The 16224-nt window shown below is 69.3% G+C and carries 13 protein-coding genes; 6 read left to right on the top strand and 7 right to left on the bottom strand.

Annotated features, from left to right (window positions below; all coding sequences use genetic code 11):
* Position 1 precedes the first annotated feature (1 nt).
* Positions 2–385, bottom strand: coding sequence for a hypothetical protein (locus tag LPA45_RS07120; protein WP_116320937.1), 384 nt, complete (start codon positions 383–385; stop codon positions 2–4).
* 405 nt (positions 386–790) lie between these two features.
* Between LPA45_RS07120 and LPA45_RS07115 the strand changes: the two genes are divergently transcribed.
* A complete protein-coding gene (locus LPA45_RS07115) occupies positions 791–1693 on the top strand; it encodes an acyltransferase (RefSeq protein ID WP_116320938.1) in 903 nt (300 codons plus the stop codon).
* Between the two features lie 34 nt (positions 1694–1727).
* Here the strand turns inward: LPA45_RS07115 and LPA45_RS07110 are convergent, their stop codons facing one another.
* The 3 genes from LPA45_RS07110 to LPA45_RS07100 are packed head-to-tail and all read right to left on the bottom strand — an operon-like array spanning position 1728 to position 5218.
* A complete protein-coding gene (locus LPA45_RS07110; RefSeq protein ID WP_116320939.1) occupies positions 1728–3575 on the bottom strand; it encodes an FAD/NAD(P)-binding protein in 1848 nt (615 codons plus the stop codon).
* Positions 3576–3617: 42 nt separating this feature from the next.
* A complete protein-coding gene (locus LPA45_RS07105) occupies positions 3618–4943 on the bottom strand; it encodes a cytochrome c (protein WP_116320940.1) in 1326 nt (441 codons plus the stop codon).
* 50 nt (positions 4944–4993) lie between these two features.
* Positions 4994–5218: a DUF2970 domain-containing protein gene (locus LPA45_RS07100; RefSeq protein WP_116320941.1), complete on the bottom strand. Its 225-nt coding sequence runs from the start codon at positions 5216–5218 to the stop codon at positions 4994–4996.
* Between the two features lie 153 nt (positions 5219–5371).
* Here LPA45_RS07100 and LPA45_RS07095 point away from each other — a divergent pair, with 153 nt between their 5' ends.
* Positions 5372–6787, top strand: a complete 1416-nt coding sequence (locus tag LPA45_RS07095) for a PLP-dependent aminotransferase family protein (RefSeq protein WP_317922091.1) — start codon at positions 5372–5374, stop codon at positions 6785–6787.
* A gap of 6 nt (positions 6788–6793) precedes the next feature.
* On the opposite strand, the gene LPA45_RS07090 is transcribed toward LPA45_RS07095, so the two are convergent.
* On the bottom strand, positions 6794–8317 hold the full coding sequence (locus LPA45_RS07090; protein WP_317922090.1) for a glycine betaine ABC transporter substrate-binding protein: 1524 nt from the start codon (positions 8315–8317) through the stop codon (positions 6794–6796).
* Between the two features lie 260 nt (positions 8318–8577).
* Between LPA45_RS07090 and LPA45_RS07085 the strand changes: the two genes are divergently transcribed.
* The 4 genes from LPA45_RS07085 to LPA45_RS07070 are packed head-to-tail and all read left to right on the top strand — an operon-like array spanning position 8578 to position 12214.
* Positions 8578–9588 (top strand): LysR family transcriptional regulator, encoded by a 1011-nt coding sequence (locus LPA45_RS07085; RefSeq protein ID WP_116320943.1) that lies wholly within the window; start codon positions 8578–8580, stop codon positions 9586–9588.
* Complete coding sequence (locus LPA45_RS07080) at positions 9581–11047, top strand: FAD-dependent oxidoreductase (protein ID WP_317922088.1); 1467 nt, start codon at positions 9581–9583, stop codon at positions 11045–11047. The genes LPA45_RS07085 and LPA45_RS07080 overlap by 8 nt, the downstream gene beginning before the upstream one ends.
* Positions 11048–11087: 40 nt before the next feature.
* The gene (locus LPA45_RS07075; RefSeq protein ID WP_116320945.1) at positions 11088–11621 is read left to right on the top strand and encodes a CMD domain protein; all 534 of its coding nucleotides are present in this window, start codon (positions 11088–11090) and stop codon (positions 11619–11621) included.
* Positions 11618–12214, top strand: coding sequence for a peroxidase-related enzyme (locus LPA45_RS07070; RefSeq protein WP_116320946.1), 597 nt, complete (start codon positions 11618–11620; stop codon positions 12212–12214). The genes LPA45_RS07075 and LPA45_RS07070 overlap by 4 nt, the downstream gene beginning before the upstream one ends.
* Here the strand turns inward: LPA45_RS07070 and LPA45_RS07065 are convergent.
* Together LPA45_RS07065 and LPA45_RS07060 are read right to left on the bottom strand one after the other, a co-directional pair.
* On the bottom strand, positions 12199–12564 hold the full coding sequence (locus tag LPA45_RS07065; RefSeq protein ID WP_116320947.1) for a cupin domain-containing protein: 366 nt from the start codon (positions 12562–12564) through the stop codon (positions 12199–12201). The two genes, LPA45_RS07070 and LPA45_RS07065, sit on opposite strands and share 16 nt — an antisense overlap.
* Before the next feature lie 26 nt (positions 12565–12590).
* A complete protein-coding gene (locus LPA45_RS07060; protein WP_317922101.1) occupies positions 12591–16112 on the bottom strand; it encodes a DNA translocase FtsK 4TM domain-containing protein in 3522 nt (1173 codons plus the stop codon).
* Between the last annotated feature and the right edge of the window lie 112 nt (positions 16113–16224).

The following is a 16224-nucleotide window of genomic DNA, read 5'->3' as shown; positions in this document are numbered from 1 at the left end:
GCTACGGCAAAGCATCCGCCGGCAATACGCTCAGCCCCGACGCACTGGTCGACATGCTCCTGCGCTGGCTCCTGAGCACACCGTTTTCGTCGAACTCGAACAGCACCATCGACGAGCGGATGGAGCCGCCGGCGAACAGCGGGCCGATGAAGGGGATGAAGCTCTCTGGATGCGGCCGGGAGGCCGCGAAGGAATAGACCAGGATGATCGACCCGTTGCTCAGCGTCGTCTCCGAGGTCGGCTTGCCGAGTTGCCCGGTCACGTCGTCAAGCGTGGAGAAGCCGAGCATGAAGTTTTCCAGATGCTCCTGCCGGACGTCGACGCCCGTCGAAACGCAGGCAGCCAGCATTGCGCTGGCCGCGATCAGGGCGTGAACACGCTTCATGTCGTCACCGCCATACGGTTGTGCGTGGCTGGGGCCGTGATGCCAGCGTAGCCCGCATTGCGTCCGGCATGCCCGTTCTCAAAGCATAGTCCTTCCACGCCGCGTTGATCCGGGACTTCCTCCGCAGCGCGCCGTCCAGACGGGCTGCCCCAGCATTGCAGGTGCCCCCGGCGCCATTTCCGGCGCGCATCCTGTCGTACACTAGGCACTGACGTCACACTGGCGTCACAACTGTGTCCTGCGGCTCCAGATTCGTACTGCCCGCCTTGACTCTGCTCAAGCCTTTATCCGCCGAGAGCTAGCAAACTGGCATCCATGACTTTTCCTACCTCGCCATCCGGCACGCCCCGTGCCGCCGATGCTGGTCAATCCAGCGCATCCTCCGGGTCTCATCGCACCCTGCCCTTGCCGCGCGGCCGCTTTGGGTGGATCACCGGCATCGTCAGCTGGATCGTGCTGGTTGCCAGCACCCTGTTCTGGTGCGCGCTGTTGTTCCCGCTGGCGCTGCTGAAGCTGGCGCTGCCGTTCGCCGCGGTCCGCCGGCGCATCGATCCCATGCTGAACGGGATTGCCACGGCGTGGATTTCCTGTACGTCCGGCTGGTTCGCGCGCATCCAGCAGGCGCCGTGGGATATCCAGGGCAATACCGGGCTGCGCTATGCGGACTGGTACCTGGTCAACTGCAACCACCAGTCGTGGGCCGATATCTTTGTGCTGCAGCGCGCGCTGAACCGGCGCATCCCGTTGCTGAAGTTTTTCCTGAAGCAGCAGTTGATCTACGTGCCGGTGATCGGGCTGGCCTGGTGGGCGCTGGACTTCCCGTTCATGAAACGGCATGGCAAGGCGGAACTGCGCCGCAACCCTGCGCTGCGGCGCCAGGACCAGGAAACGGCGCGGCGCGCGTGCGAGAAATTTTCGCTGGTGCCGACCAGTGTGATGGTATTTGCCGAAGGCACGCGCTTTACCGAGGCCAAGCGTGCGGCGCAGGCCTCGCCATACCGCCACCTGCTGAAGCCCAAGGCAGGCGGGCTGGCGGTGGCGCTGAATGCAATGGGAACGCGCTTCCGCTCGATGATCGACGTGACCATCGCCTATCCCGACGGCGTGCCGAGCTTCTGGGACCTGGCTTGCGGCCGCGCCGGCATGGTGGTGGTGCGCATGCACCAGTTGCCGGTGCCGCCTTCGTTCTGCGAGGCCGACTACGCCACCAACAAGGCGTTCCGCACCGAGTTCCATCACTGGCTGGCACAGCAGTGGCAGGACAAGGACGACGAGATCGAGGACTTGACGACCGGGCGCGCTGGCTGACCGCGCGCGCATTGCCCGGCAAACGCCTTCCCTGTTACCCCGGCAGCCGCTCCACCGCCCGCTTGCCCTGGCTGACCGCCGCCGTCACCGACGGGCTCCCGGCGTTGTCGCTATTGGCAATGCTGACGTTGCCAAGCCCCGCCAGATTCGGCCAGGCCGCATCGGCAGCCACGTTTTCGCCGGCCACGCTGTCCGGCATATAGCTGTAGCCGTGCGCCCAGCGGTTCACCGTAATGCCGCGGATCACTTTGCTGGCGCTGAAGCCGGCCGGCGCCAGCATCCGGTCCAGCTGCGTGCGGATGTCGCGCTCCAGCGCGTCGAACGGCGTGCCGAGCAGGAAGGCCCGCCCGGCGCGGAAGCGCTCGCGCGCGCGCATGCCGCTGTCGGGCACGGTTGGCACATAAAGCATGTGCAGCACCGCGGGGTCGGACGGGCGGGTGCCCGCGGGCGGCTCCAGCCACAGGTCGCTGTACGGCATGGCGGGTGCATGGATGCGCCGCGTGCGCAGTGTGGCGAAGGCCTGCCAGTGGTCCAGCGCCACTTTGGTGTAGACCAGCGGCGCCTTGGCCTCGTCGCGCAGCACCGCCTTCTGCGCCGCTGGCAGCGACGGCAGCAGGTGCGGGATCATCATGTTGTAGCCGGCCAGCACCACATGGCGCGCCTCGACCCGATGCAGGTTGCCGCTCCATCCGTAGGTCACCCGGGTGATGTTGCCGTCGGGCTCGACCGCGATCGCGGTGCTGTTCAGGCGCAGCCGCACCGGCGCGCCGTCGCGGTCCAGCCGGCTGTAGTCGAAGGCGGCGCCGGCCACGTCGACCGGGGTGCCAAACGACGCCACGCCGGGAATCAGGCTGTGCACCAGCAGCCGCGCCAGCGAGGCGTTGCCATCCGGGAACCACAGCCGCGAGGCGGGCGACTTGCCCAGCCTGGGGTTGCCCGCCGGCGCGGGCATGCTGGCGCCGGCGGGCAACCCGATCGCGATGGCGTCAGCCACCGATATGCCGTCGGCATCGAGCGCATAGGCGTCGTTGCTGCGGCTGCGCAGGAAGCGCAGCCCTGGCAGGCCGAGTCCGGCCTTGTCGCGCAGGAAGGCGGCGTAGCGCATGGTGCGCAGCGCAGCGGCGCGGGCAGTGCCTTCCAGGCCGGGCAAGTAGTCGGCGGTGCCGGCAGCCAGGCGGGACAGCGCGGCGCGGTCCGCCGCGGGCAGCGGCGCCAGGTCGAGGAAGCGCTGCAGGGCCACGGCGTCAGCGCCCTGCGCGCGCAGGCCACTGCGTGCATCAAACAGCTCGCCGAAGGGATCGCCGCCGACCCACTGGTCGCGGCCGAAATGCTCGGCATCGAAGAACACCGCGCGACCCATGCCCAGTGCGGCATATGGGTCTGACGGCGTGCCCGCCGGCGGGCGCGCGGGATCGAGGCCGATGCCGGCCAGCAACTCACGCATGGCGGCGTCACTGACCGCGCCGGGCGGCATCTCGGCGCTGCCGCCGTAGGTCACCAGCCGCTTGCCGCGCACCGTGAATTCATTGCGCTTGGCATGGCCGCCGAAGTCGTCGTGGTTGTCCAGGATCAGGATGCGCCGGGCGGCGCCGAAGCGGCGCCGGTAGAACCACGCCGCGGCCAGTCCGCTCAGTCCGCCGCCGACCACGACCAGGTCGAAGGCCTCGCGCGCCAGCACCACGGGATACTTCGCCCCCTCGCGCGCCAGGCTGTGGGCCAGCGTATACGTCCCCTCGTGATTGCCGCGCAGGCCAGTCAGTGACGGAGGGTAGCCAGGGCTGGCCGCCCCGCCCTGCTGCGCATTCACCCATTGCACCGGGGCCAGCCCGGCGGCAATGGTCAACGCGGTGCCGTTGAGGAAGTCTCTGCGCGTGATCGTCATCGGATGCTCATCGGTAATCGGTGCGTGCCGGAACGCCTGGCCTCAGCGCTGTGCCGCCAGCGCCTTGCGCCGCGCGGCGACTTCGGCTTCGGTCACCGGGCCGGCACGGTTGCCCCAGCCGCCCCGGATAAAAGTCAGCACGCTGGCCAGTTCCTGGTCGTCCAGCGTCCAGCCATAGCCGGGCATGTGGTAGTCGGTGGCGGCGGTGCCGACGCGCGCGGTCACGGCGCCATCGAGCAGCAGGTTGACCAGCGAGGCCGGATCGGGATCGGCCACGGTCGGGTTGCCGGCCAGCGGCGGGAACACGCGCGCGAAGCCCTTGCCGTCTGCGCCATGGCACGGCATGCAGTACACCGCGTACTGGCGCGCGCCCGGCAAGTCGAAGCGGCCCTGCTGCAATTGCCGCGCGGTGGCCGGATCGGGGCGGAACGGCTTGTCCTCCCCACGCGCGCCGGGCAGCGACTTGAGGTAGGCCGCCACGGCATCGAGGTCGGCCGGACTCATGTACTGCGTGGCGGTGGAGATGACGGTGGACATCGGCCCGAACGAGGTCGCATGACCGTTGCGCCCGGTGCGCAGGAACTCGGCGATGTCCGCGCGCGACCAGGCGCCCAGGCCGGTGATCTGGTCGCCGGTCAGGTTGGTCGCGGACCAGCCTTCCACGCTGGCGCCGGACAGGAAGTGGCGGCTGCGCTCGTCCAGGCCCTTCTCCGCGAACAGCCGGCCGCGCGGCGTATGGCAGGCGCCGCAGTGGGCCACCGCCTGCACCAGGTAGGCGCCGCGGTTCCATGCGTCTCCGCGCGCGGGCTCGGTGCGCACCGGGTCATCGTCAAGGAACAGCAGGTTCCACACCGACAGCAGCGAGCGCATGCCGTACGGAAAGCGAAGCTGCGGCGCCGTGTTGGTCTGCGCCACCGGCCCGACTTCCGCGCGCAGGTAGGCATACAGCGCGGCCACGTCGTCGGCGCGCATGCGCGCGTAGGACGGGTACGGCATGGCCGGATAAAGGCGCTTGCCGTCGCGCGCCACGCCCTGCCGCAGCGCGCGGTCGAATTCGGCCAAGGTATAGGCGCCGATGCCGGTGGTGGCGTCGGGGGTGATATTGGTCGAGTGGAGGGTGCCGACGGCGGTGCGGATTGGCAAGCCGCCGGCAAACGGCTTGCCGCCTTCGCGGGTATGGCATGCGGCGCAGTTGGCGACGCGCGCGAGGTAGCGGCCTCGCTCGACCTGCTGTGCATCGGTGGCGCCGGCAGCCAGTGCCGGGCGGACCGGCCACGCAAGCAGCAGTGCGAGGGATAGCCACAGCCAGGGCAGCCATTGCGCCGGCAGCAATGCGGCGGCGCGATGCCGCCCGGTCGGGCGAAACATGGGGACAGTCAGTTTTTCGTTGTGGTGGATAAGTCGCGTGACGCTGCCGCTCAGGCCATCGTCACCGTCGGCACCGCGGTTGCCGCTGATGATGCCGTGGAAACGGCCCAGTTGGCGGCCAGCACCAGGCAGACCACCAGCCCGGCGGCGACGGCCACGCCGGTCAGGATCAGCGGGACGGGACGCAGGTTTTCCAGGTCGCGCTGGTGCTCCTGGCCCTTGCGCAGGCCAAAGAAGCCCCACAGCACGGTCCGCAACAGCCTGAATGGGTTCATTGCCTCTCCTTGCAGAAATGCCTCTGGCGGTCAGGACCGATTATGGCCGTCAGGCGCCAGCCGTAACAGCATCAGATACCGGGAAAATTTACGTATCAGTTGGCCGCACGCGGCGATAATGGCACGACCGCCCTCCGCTCCCGACAGCGCTCCATGAAACGGTACGAAGCCCTCGCCGAGACCCTGGCCGCCGATATCCGCAACGGCAGCCTGCCCCCAGGCACGCGCCTGCCATCGATCCGCAAGACCGTGGCGCAATACGGCGTCAGCCCCTCCACCGCGTTCCAGGCTTACTACCGGCTGGAGGAGCGCGGCCTGGTGCGCGCGCGCGAGCGTTCCGGCTACTACGTGGCGGGGCCGGCACGGCGCGATATGCCACAGCCGCAGGCGCGGCCGTCGCGGCAGGTTTCGACCCAGGTCGACATCTCCAAGCTGGTGTTCGCGGTGCTGGAGGGCGCGCGCGACCGCAAGCTGGTGCAGTTCGGCTCGGCCTTCCCGTCGCCCGAGCTGTTCCCGTGGGAGCGGCTGGGCAAGTCGCTGGCGCGCGCCGGCCGTGCGCTGGATCCGTGGTATTCGGTCAACGACCTTCCGCCCGGCAACACCGCGCTGCGCCGGCAGATCGCGCTGCGCTACCTCGGCGCGGGCGCGCCGCAGCCAGCCGAAGACCTGGTCGTCACCAACGGCGCGCTGGAGGCGCTGAACCTGTGCCTGATGGCCGTGACCCAGCCGGGCGACGTGGTCGCGATCGAGTCGCCGGGCTTCTATGCCGCGCTGCAGGCGCTGGAGCGGCTGCGGCTCAAGGCGCTGGAGATCCCGGTCGATCCGGCCGAGGGCATCGACCTGGGCGCGCTCGACAACGCGCTGTCGCGCCACCCGGTCAAGGCCTGCTGGTTCATGACGCAGTTCCAGAATCCGCTCGGCGCCAGCATGTCGGAAGACAAGAAGAAGGCGCTGGTAGCCCTGCTCGCGCGCCACCAGGTGCCGCTGATCGAGGACGACGTCTATGGCGAGCTTTACTTCGGCAACCGCTGCCCGCTGCCGGCCAAGGCCTTCGATACGCAAGGGCTCGTCATGCATTGCAGTTCGTTCTCGAAGACGCTGTCGCCAGGGTTCCGCATCGGCTGGGTGGCGCCGGGCCGCTTCGGCGAGGCGATCCAGCGGCTCAAGCTGATGACCACGCTGTCGGCCGGCGTGCCGACCCAAGTGGCGCTGGCCGAGTACCTGCAGCACGGCGGCTACGACAAGCACCTGCGCCGCCTGCGCCATGTGCTGGAGATGCAGCAGGGCCAGATGCTCGACGCCATCGGCCGGCATTTTCCGGAAGGCGTGCGCGTGTCGCGTCCGGATGGCGGGTACTTCCTGTGGGTCGAGTTTGCGCCGGGTTTTGACGCGCTGGCGCTGCACCATGCCGCGCTGGAGGCCGGCATCGGGCTGGCGCCGGGGCCGATCTTCTCGGCGCGGCAGGGCTACCGCAACTGCATCCGGCTCAACTACGGGCATTTGTGGAACGACGAGGCGGAGGCGGCGATTGCCACGCTCGGGCGGCTGATCGCGCAACAGTCCGCCTGAGCCCCGTCAGCGCGCGTCGCGGTGGCGGCGCAGCGCCCATTCCAGCGTCTCGAACGCGGCCTGCACGACGAGCGCCAGCACCGCCGCCGGGATCGCGCCGGCCAGCAGCAGCGTGGTGTCGTTAAGCGCCAGCCCGGTGGCGATGCGCTCGCCAAATCCGCCGGCGCCGACGAAAGCCGCGATGGTGGCCGTGCCCACGCTGATGATGGCGGCGGTCTTGACGCCGGCCAGCAGCACCGGCAGCGCCAGCGGCAATTCGACATAGCGCAATACCTGGCCGCTGCGCAGGCCCAGCGCGCGCGCCGCGTCGCGCATGCCCGGCGACACCTGCTCCAGTCCGGTGGCGGTGTTGCGCACGATCGGCAGCAGCGCATACAGGAACAGCGCCACCAGCGCCGGCCACACGCCGATGCGGCCCAGCAGCGGGATCAGCATCGCCAGCAAGGCCAGCGACGGCACGGTCTGCAGCACACTGACGGCGCCCAGCACCACTTGCCCGGTGCGCCGGCGGCGCGCGGCCAAAATGCCCAGCGGCACGCCGGCCAGCGTGGCAGCGCCGACCGCACCGGCCACCAGGCCGACATGGCGCCGTGCCAGCCGGTTGGTGTCGGGGCCAAGCAGCGCGCCCAGCAGGCGGCGATCGTTGCTGCCTGAAGCCGCGGACGCCGGCACTGCGGCCGGGTTGCCGGGATTCGAGCCATGCGCCAGGAACTCGCGCGCGACGGCATCGAACGGCTTGCGGTCGATCTCCGCCGCCGCGTTCATCGCCACCATGTCGGCCGCGCTGATGCGGCCCGACAAGCGCTGCAGCGCCTGCCACGCCTGCGGGAAGCGCTGCGGCAGGTCCAGGCGGTACACCACCACGGCGTCATAGCGCGGGAAATAGCGCCGGTCGTCCTCCAGCACGCGCAACCGGTACTTGAGGATCTTGGCGTCGGTCGAATAGATGTCGATCGCATCGACCTGCCCTGCAGCCAGCGCCTCATAGGCAACGCCGTGGTCCAGCCCGATCGGATGCTGCGGCAGGCGATAGCGGCTGGCAAGGCCCTGCCAGCCGTCCGCCCGGCCGAGGAACTCGTGCGACAGGCCCAGCCGCAGCCGCGGCTGGGCGGCCAGGTCGCTGAGACGGCGCAGGTGGGGCGGGCGGGTATCGGAGACGGCCAGTGCATAGGTGTTTTCGAAGCCGAGCGGGATCGCGGCGCCCAGCCCCAGCGGGGCCAGTGCCCGCTGGATTGCATCCAGGCCGGCGCCCGGCGGCAGCTTCAGGATCTCGGCAGCGAGCGTGCCGGTGTAGTCGGGATACAGGTCGATGCTGCCGGCCTTGAGCGCCTCGAACACGATCGCAGTATTGCCCAGCCCCTGCTGGTGCTGCGCGATGCCGCGCGGTCCGGCGGCCTGCGTCAGCAGTTCGCCAAGGATGTAGGACTCGGTAAAGCGCTTGGAGCCGACCCGCAAGGGGTCGGCCGCCTTGGCTGGCCCCACGCCAGCGAGTGCCGCGGCGAGCACCCAAAGCGCGATGCGCCAGAGCATGGGCGTGCCGTCCTTCTGCTGATTGCCACGGAGCCAGGCCAAAACATCCGTCCTTTTAATGGGTCCTTTGGTGGGGTCCTTTGGTGGGGTCCTTTGGTGGGGTCCTTTGGTGGGGTCCTTCTGTGGGGTCACTTTGGTGGGCCGGTGTGCGCCCGGCATCTCTACATCATAGCTGCGGCATAGACATATCCCGAAATAGTATTTGCCATTTGCATGATGAGCACGTCAGAATCCAATTTACACATACATAGCCAACGCCAATGGAAATCCGGCAACTGGAAGCCTTCGCCGCCGTCGTGACCACCGGCAGCGTCACCGCCGCGGGGCGCCTGCTGGGCCGCTCGCAGCCGGCCATCACGCGCCTGATCCAGGAGCTGGAGGCCGAACTCGGCTTTGCGCTGTTTACGCGCAGCGGCCCGCGTGTCAGTCCGACCGAGCAAGGCTTCCTGCTCTACGACGAGGTCGAGCAGACGCTGGCCGGCATGCAGCAGATCCGCAACCGCGCCGCGGCGCTGGCGCGCGGCGACGGCCGGCCACTGCGCATCGCGGCCACGCCGGCACTGGCCGCGGGCCTGCTGCCGCCCGCGCTGGCGCTGGCGTTCGAGCGCGGCCTGTGCGCGCCGGAACGGGTGGCCGTGCAAGGCGTGTCGCCGGAACAGGTGGTGCATGCCGTGCTGACTGGTGCCGCCGACATCGGCCTAAACAGCCTGCCGCTCGAGCACCGCGGCGTGACCGTGCACTGGATTGGCCAGTCGGCTTGCGTGGCGGCGGTGCGGGCCAGCGATGCGCTCGCGGCGCAAGCGTCGGTCTCGCTGCAGGATTGCCGCGCGCGCCGCATCGTGACCATGCACAACCCCTACCGGCTGCGCCGCCGCGTGGACCGGGCGCTGGCCAGTGCGGGCGTGCCGGCGGCCGGCGTGATCGACACCAACACCTCGATCAACGCGCTGACGCTGGTGCGCGCCGGCCTCGGCATCGCGCTGCTGGAGCCCGTGACCGCGCGCGGGCTGCCGCTGACCGACATTGCCGTGCGCCCGATCGACGCGGATATCCCGTTCTATTTCGGCGTCATCACGCCGCAGGCGCGCCCGGCCAGTACCGCGGTGCTGGGGCTGGTGCAGGCGGTGGCCGATGCCGCCGCGGCGCTGCTGCCTGACCTGCTGATGCGCGACCCGGCCGAGCACGGCGCGCTGCTGCAATCGCTGTACGGAGACGCCAGCGATGGCACCGACTTGCTTTCACCAGATACCGACCTTCCCAGCCATGACTGACCCAACCACTCCCACCCCCGCCGGCCTGTCCGCACTCGAGGCACGCCTGCGCCAGGACCTGTCCTGGCTGGAACTACCCGCCAAACCGTGGACCATGCCACGTACCCACGACGGCCATGACGTGCTGGACGTCGCCGTGATCGGCGGCGGCATGGCTGGCCTGACGGCCAGCGCCACGCTGGCGCACCTTGGCATCCGCGTGCGCGCCTTCGACCGCGCGCCGGCCGGCTTCGAAGGCCCCTGGGCCACCACGGCGCGCATGGAAACACTGCGTTCGCCCAAGCAGCTGACCGGCCCGGCGCTGGGCCTGCCGGCGCTGACCTTCCGCGCCTGGTTCGAGGCGCAGTTCGGAGACGCTGCGTGGCAGGCGCTGGACAAGATCCCGCGGTTGCAGTGGATGGACTACCTGCGCTGGTATCGACAGGTGCTGGAGCTCGATATCCGCAACGAGCACCGCGTCGAACAGATCGTGCCGCGCGCCGATGGCCTGGTGTCGCTGTCGATGCAGGGCCCCGACGGCCCGCTGACTGTCCTCGCGCGCCGCGTGGTGCTGGCGACCGGCCGCGATGGCCTCGGCGGCGCCTACGTGCCGCCGCTGGCGCATGCGCTGCCGCGCCAGCTGTGGGCGCATTCGTCCGACGAGATGGACTACGCCACGCTGCGCGGCAAGCGCGTGGGTGTGGTCGGCGCCGGTGCGTCGGCGATGGACAGCGCCGCCACCGCGCTTGAAGCCGGCGCTGCCAGCGTCGAGATGCTGGTTCGGCGCCAGGACATCCCGCGCGTCAACAAGAGCAAGGGCGCCGGCAACCCGGGCCTGACCCACGGCCACTATGGCCTGCCGGATGCCTGGAAATGGCGGCTGCGCCATTACATCAACGCCGAGCAGGTGCCGCCGCCGCGCGGCAGCACGCTGCGCGTGTCGGGTCATGCCAATGCGCATTTCAACCTGGGCGCGGCGCTGGAATCGGTCGAAATGCGTGGCGACGTGCTCGTCGCCAGGACGCCGCAAGGCACCTTCGAACTCGATTTCCTGATCTTCTCGACCGGCTTCCGCATTGACCTGGATACGCGGCGGGAATTTGCCGCCTTTGCCCCGCATATCCGCTACTGGCGCGACCGCTACGTGCCGCCGGCAGGGCAGGAAGACCGCGAACTGTCCGATTCGCCGGACCTGGGCGAATCCTTTGAATTCCAGGAAAAAACCCCGGGCGCGTGCCCGGGCCTGTCGCGTATCCACTGCTTCTGCTACCCGGCGGCGCTGTCGCACGGCACCATTTCCGGCGATATCCCGGCGATCAGCGACGGCGCGCGCCGGCTCGGCCAGGGCATCGCCGCGCTGCTGTACCAGGAAGACGTCGAACTGCACTACGCAGCGCTGCAGGCCTTTGCCGAACCTGAAGTCTTCGGCGACGAATGGACCCCGGCGCTGCCGCCGGCACTGCGCACCGCGCAGGCCTGACCGTAACCCTTTGAACCGATACCCGAACCAAGAGAGTCCGATGACCCAGACCTCCGCCCCCGCGGTCGACCTGATCGACCAGCTCACCGGCCTGGCGCCCGGCAGCGCCACCCATGCGCTGCGCCACCAGCGCAACAAGGTCGTGGCCGCCACGCAAGGCAGCTATGACGCCCTGTTCGACCCGGCCCTGCCCGGCCTGTCGCTCGCAGAACGCCTGCTGGTCGCGCTGTACGCGGCACGGCTGACGCCGTCCGCGGCGCTGGCGGCGCACTACCGCGCGCGGCTGGAACAACTCGGCGCCGAAGCCGCGCAGGTGCGCGCCGCCGCCGAAGGGCAGCCGCAGGACATCGCCGACCCGCGCCTGCACGCGATACTCGTTTTCACCCGCACGCTGATCGAAAAGCCCGTCGAAGGCGACCAGGCCGCGCTGCAGGCGCTGCCCGCCGCGGGCCTGAGCACGCCCGCCGTGGTTACGCTGGCGCAGCTGATTGCCTTCCTGTCGTACCAGGTCCGCCTCGTCGCCGGACTGGACGCCCTGAAGGACTTGAATGACAACGCAGGAGCCCAGGCATGAGCGAGATCATCCAATCCCACGGTTTTACCAATGAAGTGCTGGACTGGAAGGCCTGGCTCGATATCGTCGAACTGGACCAGGCCACGCCCGAGCAGATTGCCGTTCTCGAAGAAAGCCATCCCAAGGCCAAGGTGCAGGACTATTACCGCTTCCTGGTGCACCAGCCCGAGATCCTGCGCCAGCGTTCCACCGCTTTCAACGCCATCATGTACGCGCCCGGCGGCATGCCGCGCGCCGAGCGCGAGCTGGCCACCACGGTGGTGTCGCGCATCAATGGCTGTGTGTATTGCGCATCGGTGCATGCACAGCGCTTCGAGCAACTGGCCAAGCGCAACGACGTGATCAAGGAGGTGTTCGAGGACCCGCGCACGGCGGGCACCACGGCGCGGGAAAAGGCGATCGCGCAGTTCTCGATCGAACTGACGGAGCGGCCGGCGGAGGTGACGGCGGCACAGCTCAAGCCGCTGCGCGATGTGGGGGTGTCGGATGCGGAGATCCTAGACCTGATCCACTCGGTTGCAATCTTTGCGTGGGCGAACCGGTTGATGCTGAATCTGGGGGAGCCGGTGTTTCCGGATCAGTCAGCGCGCTGAGGCGCAGCCGCCTTGTCGGCGGCATCGTAATGCACGGCCAGCCACACCGTAGGCTGCGCCGCATCCGTCCACGCCACCCGATGCCGGCAATGCGCGGGCAGATGCAGCCATTGCCCCGGCTGCATCACCCGCAATGCCGGCTCGCCTTCCACTTCCAGCGCGGCACTGCCGCTGACCAGCAACACCCATTCCCCTTCCGCGCTGTCATACCAGGACCCTTGCGGACTGGCCTGCCCGTTGGAGACGATCCGCTCGATCTTCAGGCCCGGCCGCGCCAGCAGCGGCTGGAACACTTCTTCCATCAGGTTCACCGGCACATCGGCCAGCAGGCTTCCATGCTCGAGCGCCATCGCGTTCTCCGGCAGGTAACGTTGCGTCAGTCCGCCGGCCCCGGCGCCAGCACGTCGCGCGCGCCGTTGCGGCCCATCGGCGACACCAGCCCGGCGGCTTCCATCTGCTCGATCAGCCGCGCCGCGCGGTTGTAGCCGATGCGCAGCTGGCGCTGCACCGCGGAGATCGAGGCGCGCCGGCTGGTCAGCACGAAGGACGCGGCTTCGTCGTACAGCGGGTCGGCTTCGCCATCGCCGCCGCCCTCGCCGAACAGGTCGGCGCTGCTGGCTTCGGCCGGGTCGCCGGCCAGGATGGCTTCATCGTAGTCCGGCTCGCCGAACTGCTTCCAGTGCTCCACCACGCGGTGCACTTCCTCGTCGGCGACGAAGGCGCCATGCACGCGCTGCGGGTAGCCGGTGCCCGGCGGCAGGAACAGCATGTCGCCCTGGCCCAGCAGGCTTTCAGCGCCCATCTGGTCGAGGATGGTGCGCGAATCGATCTTGGACGAGACCTGGAATGCCACCCGCGTCGGGATATTGGCCTTGATCAGCCCCGTGATCACGTCGACCGACGGGCGCTGCGTCGCCAGGATCAGGTGAATGCCGGCGGCGCGGGCCTTCTGGGCCAGGCGCGCGATCAGTTCTTCGATCTTTTTGCCGGCGACCATCATCAGGTCGGCCAGTTCATCGATCACCACCACGATCATCGGCAGCCTCGACAGCGGCTCGGGCGCCTCCGGCGTCAGCGAGAACGGGTTGGGCACCTTGCGCTCGGCAGCCTCGGCGGCGCGGATCTTCTGGTTGTAGCCGGCCAGGTTGCGAACGCCCAGCGCCGACATCAGCTTGTAGCGCTTTTCCATCTCGCCGACGCACCAGTTAAGCGCGTGCGCGGCCTGCTTCATGTCGGTTACCACCGGCGACAGCAGGTGCGGAATGCCCTCATAGACCGACAACTCGAGCATCTTGGGGTCGATCATGATCAGGCGCACTTCTTCCGGCGTGGCCTTGTACAGCATCGACAGGATCATCGCGTTGACCGCGACCGACTTGCCCGAGCCGGTGGTACCTGCCACCAGCAAGTGCGGCGCGCGCGCCAGGTCGGTGACCACCGGGTTGCCGGTGATGTCCTTGCCCATCGCCAGCACCAGGCGCGAATGGTGCGCCTGGAACGAGGCGGCCTTGACGATCTCGGACAGCCGGATCATCTGCCGGCGCGCATTGGGCAGCTCCAGGCCCATGCAGGTCTTGCCGGGGATGGTCTCGACCACGCGGATCGAGGTCACGCCGAGCGCGCGGGCCAGGTCCTTCATCAGGCCGACGACTTGCGCGCCACGCACGCCCATGGCGGGCTCTACCTCGAAGCGCGTGATGACCGGGCCGGCATCGGCGCCGACCACGGCGACGGGCACCTTGAACTCGGCCAGCCGCTGCGCGATCAGTTCACCGGTTTCGCGCAAGCGTTCTTCCGACACCTGTTCGCCGCTGTCGACCTGGTTTTCCAGCAGGTCGGCGGGCGGCAGGCGGTAGTCCACCGGCGGGCGGGGAGCGGGCGGCACGTGAGCCGGGGCGGGAGCCGGGGCGGGAGCCGGGGCGGGTGCGGGTGCGGGAGCGAGCTGTGTCGCGGCCAGCGGCACCGTCCGGCCGACCACGGCCGGCAGGACGATGCGGGGCTTGGCCACGGGCAAGGCGATCTCGGGCGTTGCCGGCTCGGCTACGGCGGTGGCTTCTGCAGGTTCTGCTGCCGCCTCGACCACGGTGGCCGCTACCTCTTCCTCAGGCTCGGTGGCCGCAGATGACTCGACTGTTTCAACAGAGTCAACTGCCTCTACTGCCTCTACTACCTCAGCGGGTTCAGCGGCCTCCACAACCTCAGCAGGTTCAACGACCTCGGCGGCCTCAACAACCGCAGCGGCTTCAACGACCCCAGCGGCCTCAACAACCTCCGCCTCGCCAGCAGCTTCAACTGTTTCCGTATCGGCAAGGGCTTCGCCTACGAGGCCGTTACCGTCCATCGGCGTTTCCGTGTCCCGGTCAGCGACGGGGTCGGCCGAGACCGGTGCAGCCCCGCTCCCCTCCTCCATCGCCGAGGTAATAACCGCCTGTGCCACGGCATCGGCATCGGTATCGGCATCGGCAATGTCATCAGACGGCTCGGCGGACACTACTGACTGGCTTTCCGGCTGTGTTTCGTCTGCCTCGACCTGTGGCGAAGCATCGATATCGGCCGCACCAGCGGTTGCGTCGGCAAGGTCGTCCACGGCCGGCGTGATCTCGGCGCTTTCCGGGGCTTCGGTGACTTCAGGGACTTCGGTGACTTCCGGGACTGGCGCGGGCTGCGCGATAGCCTTGCGCGCCAGCGCCTGCAACTCGGCCAGCAGGTCCAGCGCTTCCTGCCGGATCGCTGCCAGCGTGGCGGCGTCAGTGTCGGCAATGACTTCGTCAACGGCCGGCGGCACGGCCGCCGCCTCCACCGCAGCTACCGGCGCCGCGGTGTCGGGCTCGATCACAATCGCGTGAGTTGCCACCGTCGCGGTGGCCTCTGCCACCGGCGTGTCCGGCACTGCGGGCTCGGCGATGGCAGTCGCCGGCTCGACCGCTGCCTGCACAACGCTGGCCGCCGTCTCAGGCACAGCCACGGCGGCAGGCGAAAGCGCAGCCAATGGCGCCGTAGTCGCCGCCCTGGCCTGCGCCTCCGGCAATGTCGTGATCGACGAGCGCACCAGCGGCTGCGGCTGCCGGAACGGGCTGCTGACCACGGTCGCGCGCGGTGGTTGCGCAGGACGCGCAGGCACCGACGCCGAGGCCGGTGCCGGCGCTGCAGCGGGCTTGCGTGGCGCCGGGGTCGGGGCCGGAACCGGTGCGGGCCGCGGTACCGGCGCCGCCTGCGCAACGGCCTGGGCAACGCCCGCCGCAGCGGAGGTTCCCGCAGCGCGCACAGGCTTGCCCGCCGTCGGGCCATCGGCAGCATGCAGCCAGATCTCGCCAGGCTGCGGCGGCGATTCACGGGTACGCCGCGGCGGCTGCCACGCGGGCTGGCGCCGTGCCGAGACTGCTTCGAAACTGCGGTGGCGCTGGGCCGGCGCGCTCCAGTTGCCGTGGGCGACGGCAGCGGCCTCGCGGCGTTCGGCGTCGCGCGGCGCCTGCGGCGTGAAGGGATTCGCGAAGGGATTGGTGAAGGCCGGCGCCGGCTCCTCGGCCGCGGCATCGGGAGCCACCGCGTGGCGCGGCTTGCGCGCGAACAGGCTGCGCCAGGTTTCGCCGAACACCATGGGTGCCGCCAGCGCCAGCACCCCCAGCATCAGCAGCAAGGCACCCGTCCAGCCAAGCAGGTTGCCGAACATGCCGGCAAGCGCGCGTCCGGCGGAACCGCCCGCGGTGGACTCGGGGTCGGCCCCGCTGGTGAGCGCCTCCAGGCCGGCGCTGGCACACAGCACGGCCAGCGTACCCAGCCAGGTACGCAGCGAACCCGGCCCGGCCAGCCGGCGATCGCCGGCAAGCCAGCGCCCGGCCATCCGCCAGACCAGCGGCACCACCCAGAAAGTCGAAAATCCGAACCAGCCCAAACCCATTATCGACATGCCATGTTCAAAACTACGGGCAGCGATTGTAGCGGGTATGGCAGCGGGTCATTGAATCGGAAAGCGCAAATATTCGTAACGCAGCGCGTTTTCGCTGGTTTCG

This window comes from Cupriavidus sp. Agwp_2, assembly GCF_040784895.1.
Lineage (GTDB): Bacteria > Pseudomonadota > Gammaproteobacteria > Burkholderiales > Burkholderiaceae > Cupriavidus.
This window is presented reverse-complemented; position numbering and strand designations above follow the sequence as displayed.

Excerpts from the sequence above, each read along its gene's own strand:
- LPA45_RS07100 (WP_116320941.1), bottom strand. The coding sequence starts at position 5,218 with ATGAACCCATTCAGGCTGTTGCGGACCGTGCTGTGGGGCTTCTTTGGC.
- LPA45_RS07105 (WP_116320940.1), bottom strand. The coding sequence starts at position 4,943 with ATGTTTCGCCCGACCGGGCGGCATCGCGCCGCCGCATTGCTGCCGGCG.
- LPA45_RS07120 (WP_116320937.1), bottom strand. The coding sequence starts at position 385 with ATGAAGCGTGTTCACGCCCTGATCGCGGCCAGCGCAATGCTGGCTGCC.
- LPA45_RS07110 (WP_116320939.1), bottom strand. The coding sequence starts at position 3,575 with ATGACGATCACGCGCAGAGACTTCCTCAACGGCACCGCGTTGACCATT.
- LPA45_RS07080 (WP_317922088.1), top strand. The coding sequence starts at position 9,581 with ATGACTGACCCAACCACTCCCACCCCCGCCGGCCTGTCCGCACTCGAG.
- LPA45_RS07090 (WP_317922090.1), bottom strand. The coding sequence starts at position 8,317 with ATGCTCTGGCGCATCGCGCTTTGGGTGCTCGCCGCGGCACTCGCTGGC.
- LPA45_RS07060 (WP_317922101.1), bottom strand. The coding sequence starts at position 16,112 with ATGGGTTTGGGCTGGTTCGGATTTTCGACTTTCTGGGTGGTGCCGCTG.
- LPA45_RS07065 (WP_116320947.1), bottom strand. The coding sequence starts at position 12,564 with ATGGCGCTCGAGCATGGAAGCCTGCTGGCCGATGTGCCGGTGAACCTG.
- LPA45_RS07075 (WP_116320945.1), top strand. The coding sequence starts at position 11,088 with ATGACCCAGACCTCCGCCCCCGCGGTCGACCTGATCGACCAGCTCACC.
- LPA45_RS07095 (WP_317922091.1), top strand. The coding sequence starts at position 5,372 with ATGAAACGGTACGAAGCCCTCGCCGAGACCCTGGCCGCCGATATCCGC.
- LPA45_RS07070 (WP_116320946.1), top strand. The coding sequence starts at position 11,618 with ATGAGCGAGATCATCCAATCCCACGGTTTTACCAATGAAGTGCTGGAC.
- LPA45_RS07085 (WP_116320943.1), top strand. The coding sequence starts at position 8,578 with ATGGAAATCCGGCAACTGGAAGCCTTCGCCGCCGTCGTGACCACCGGC.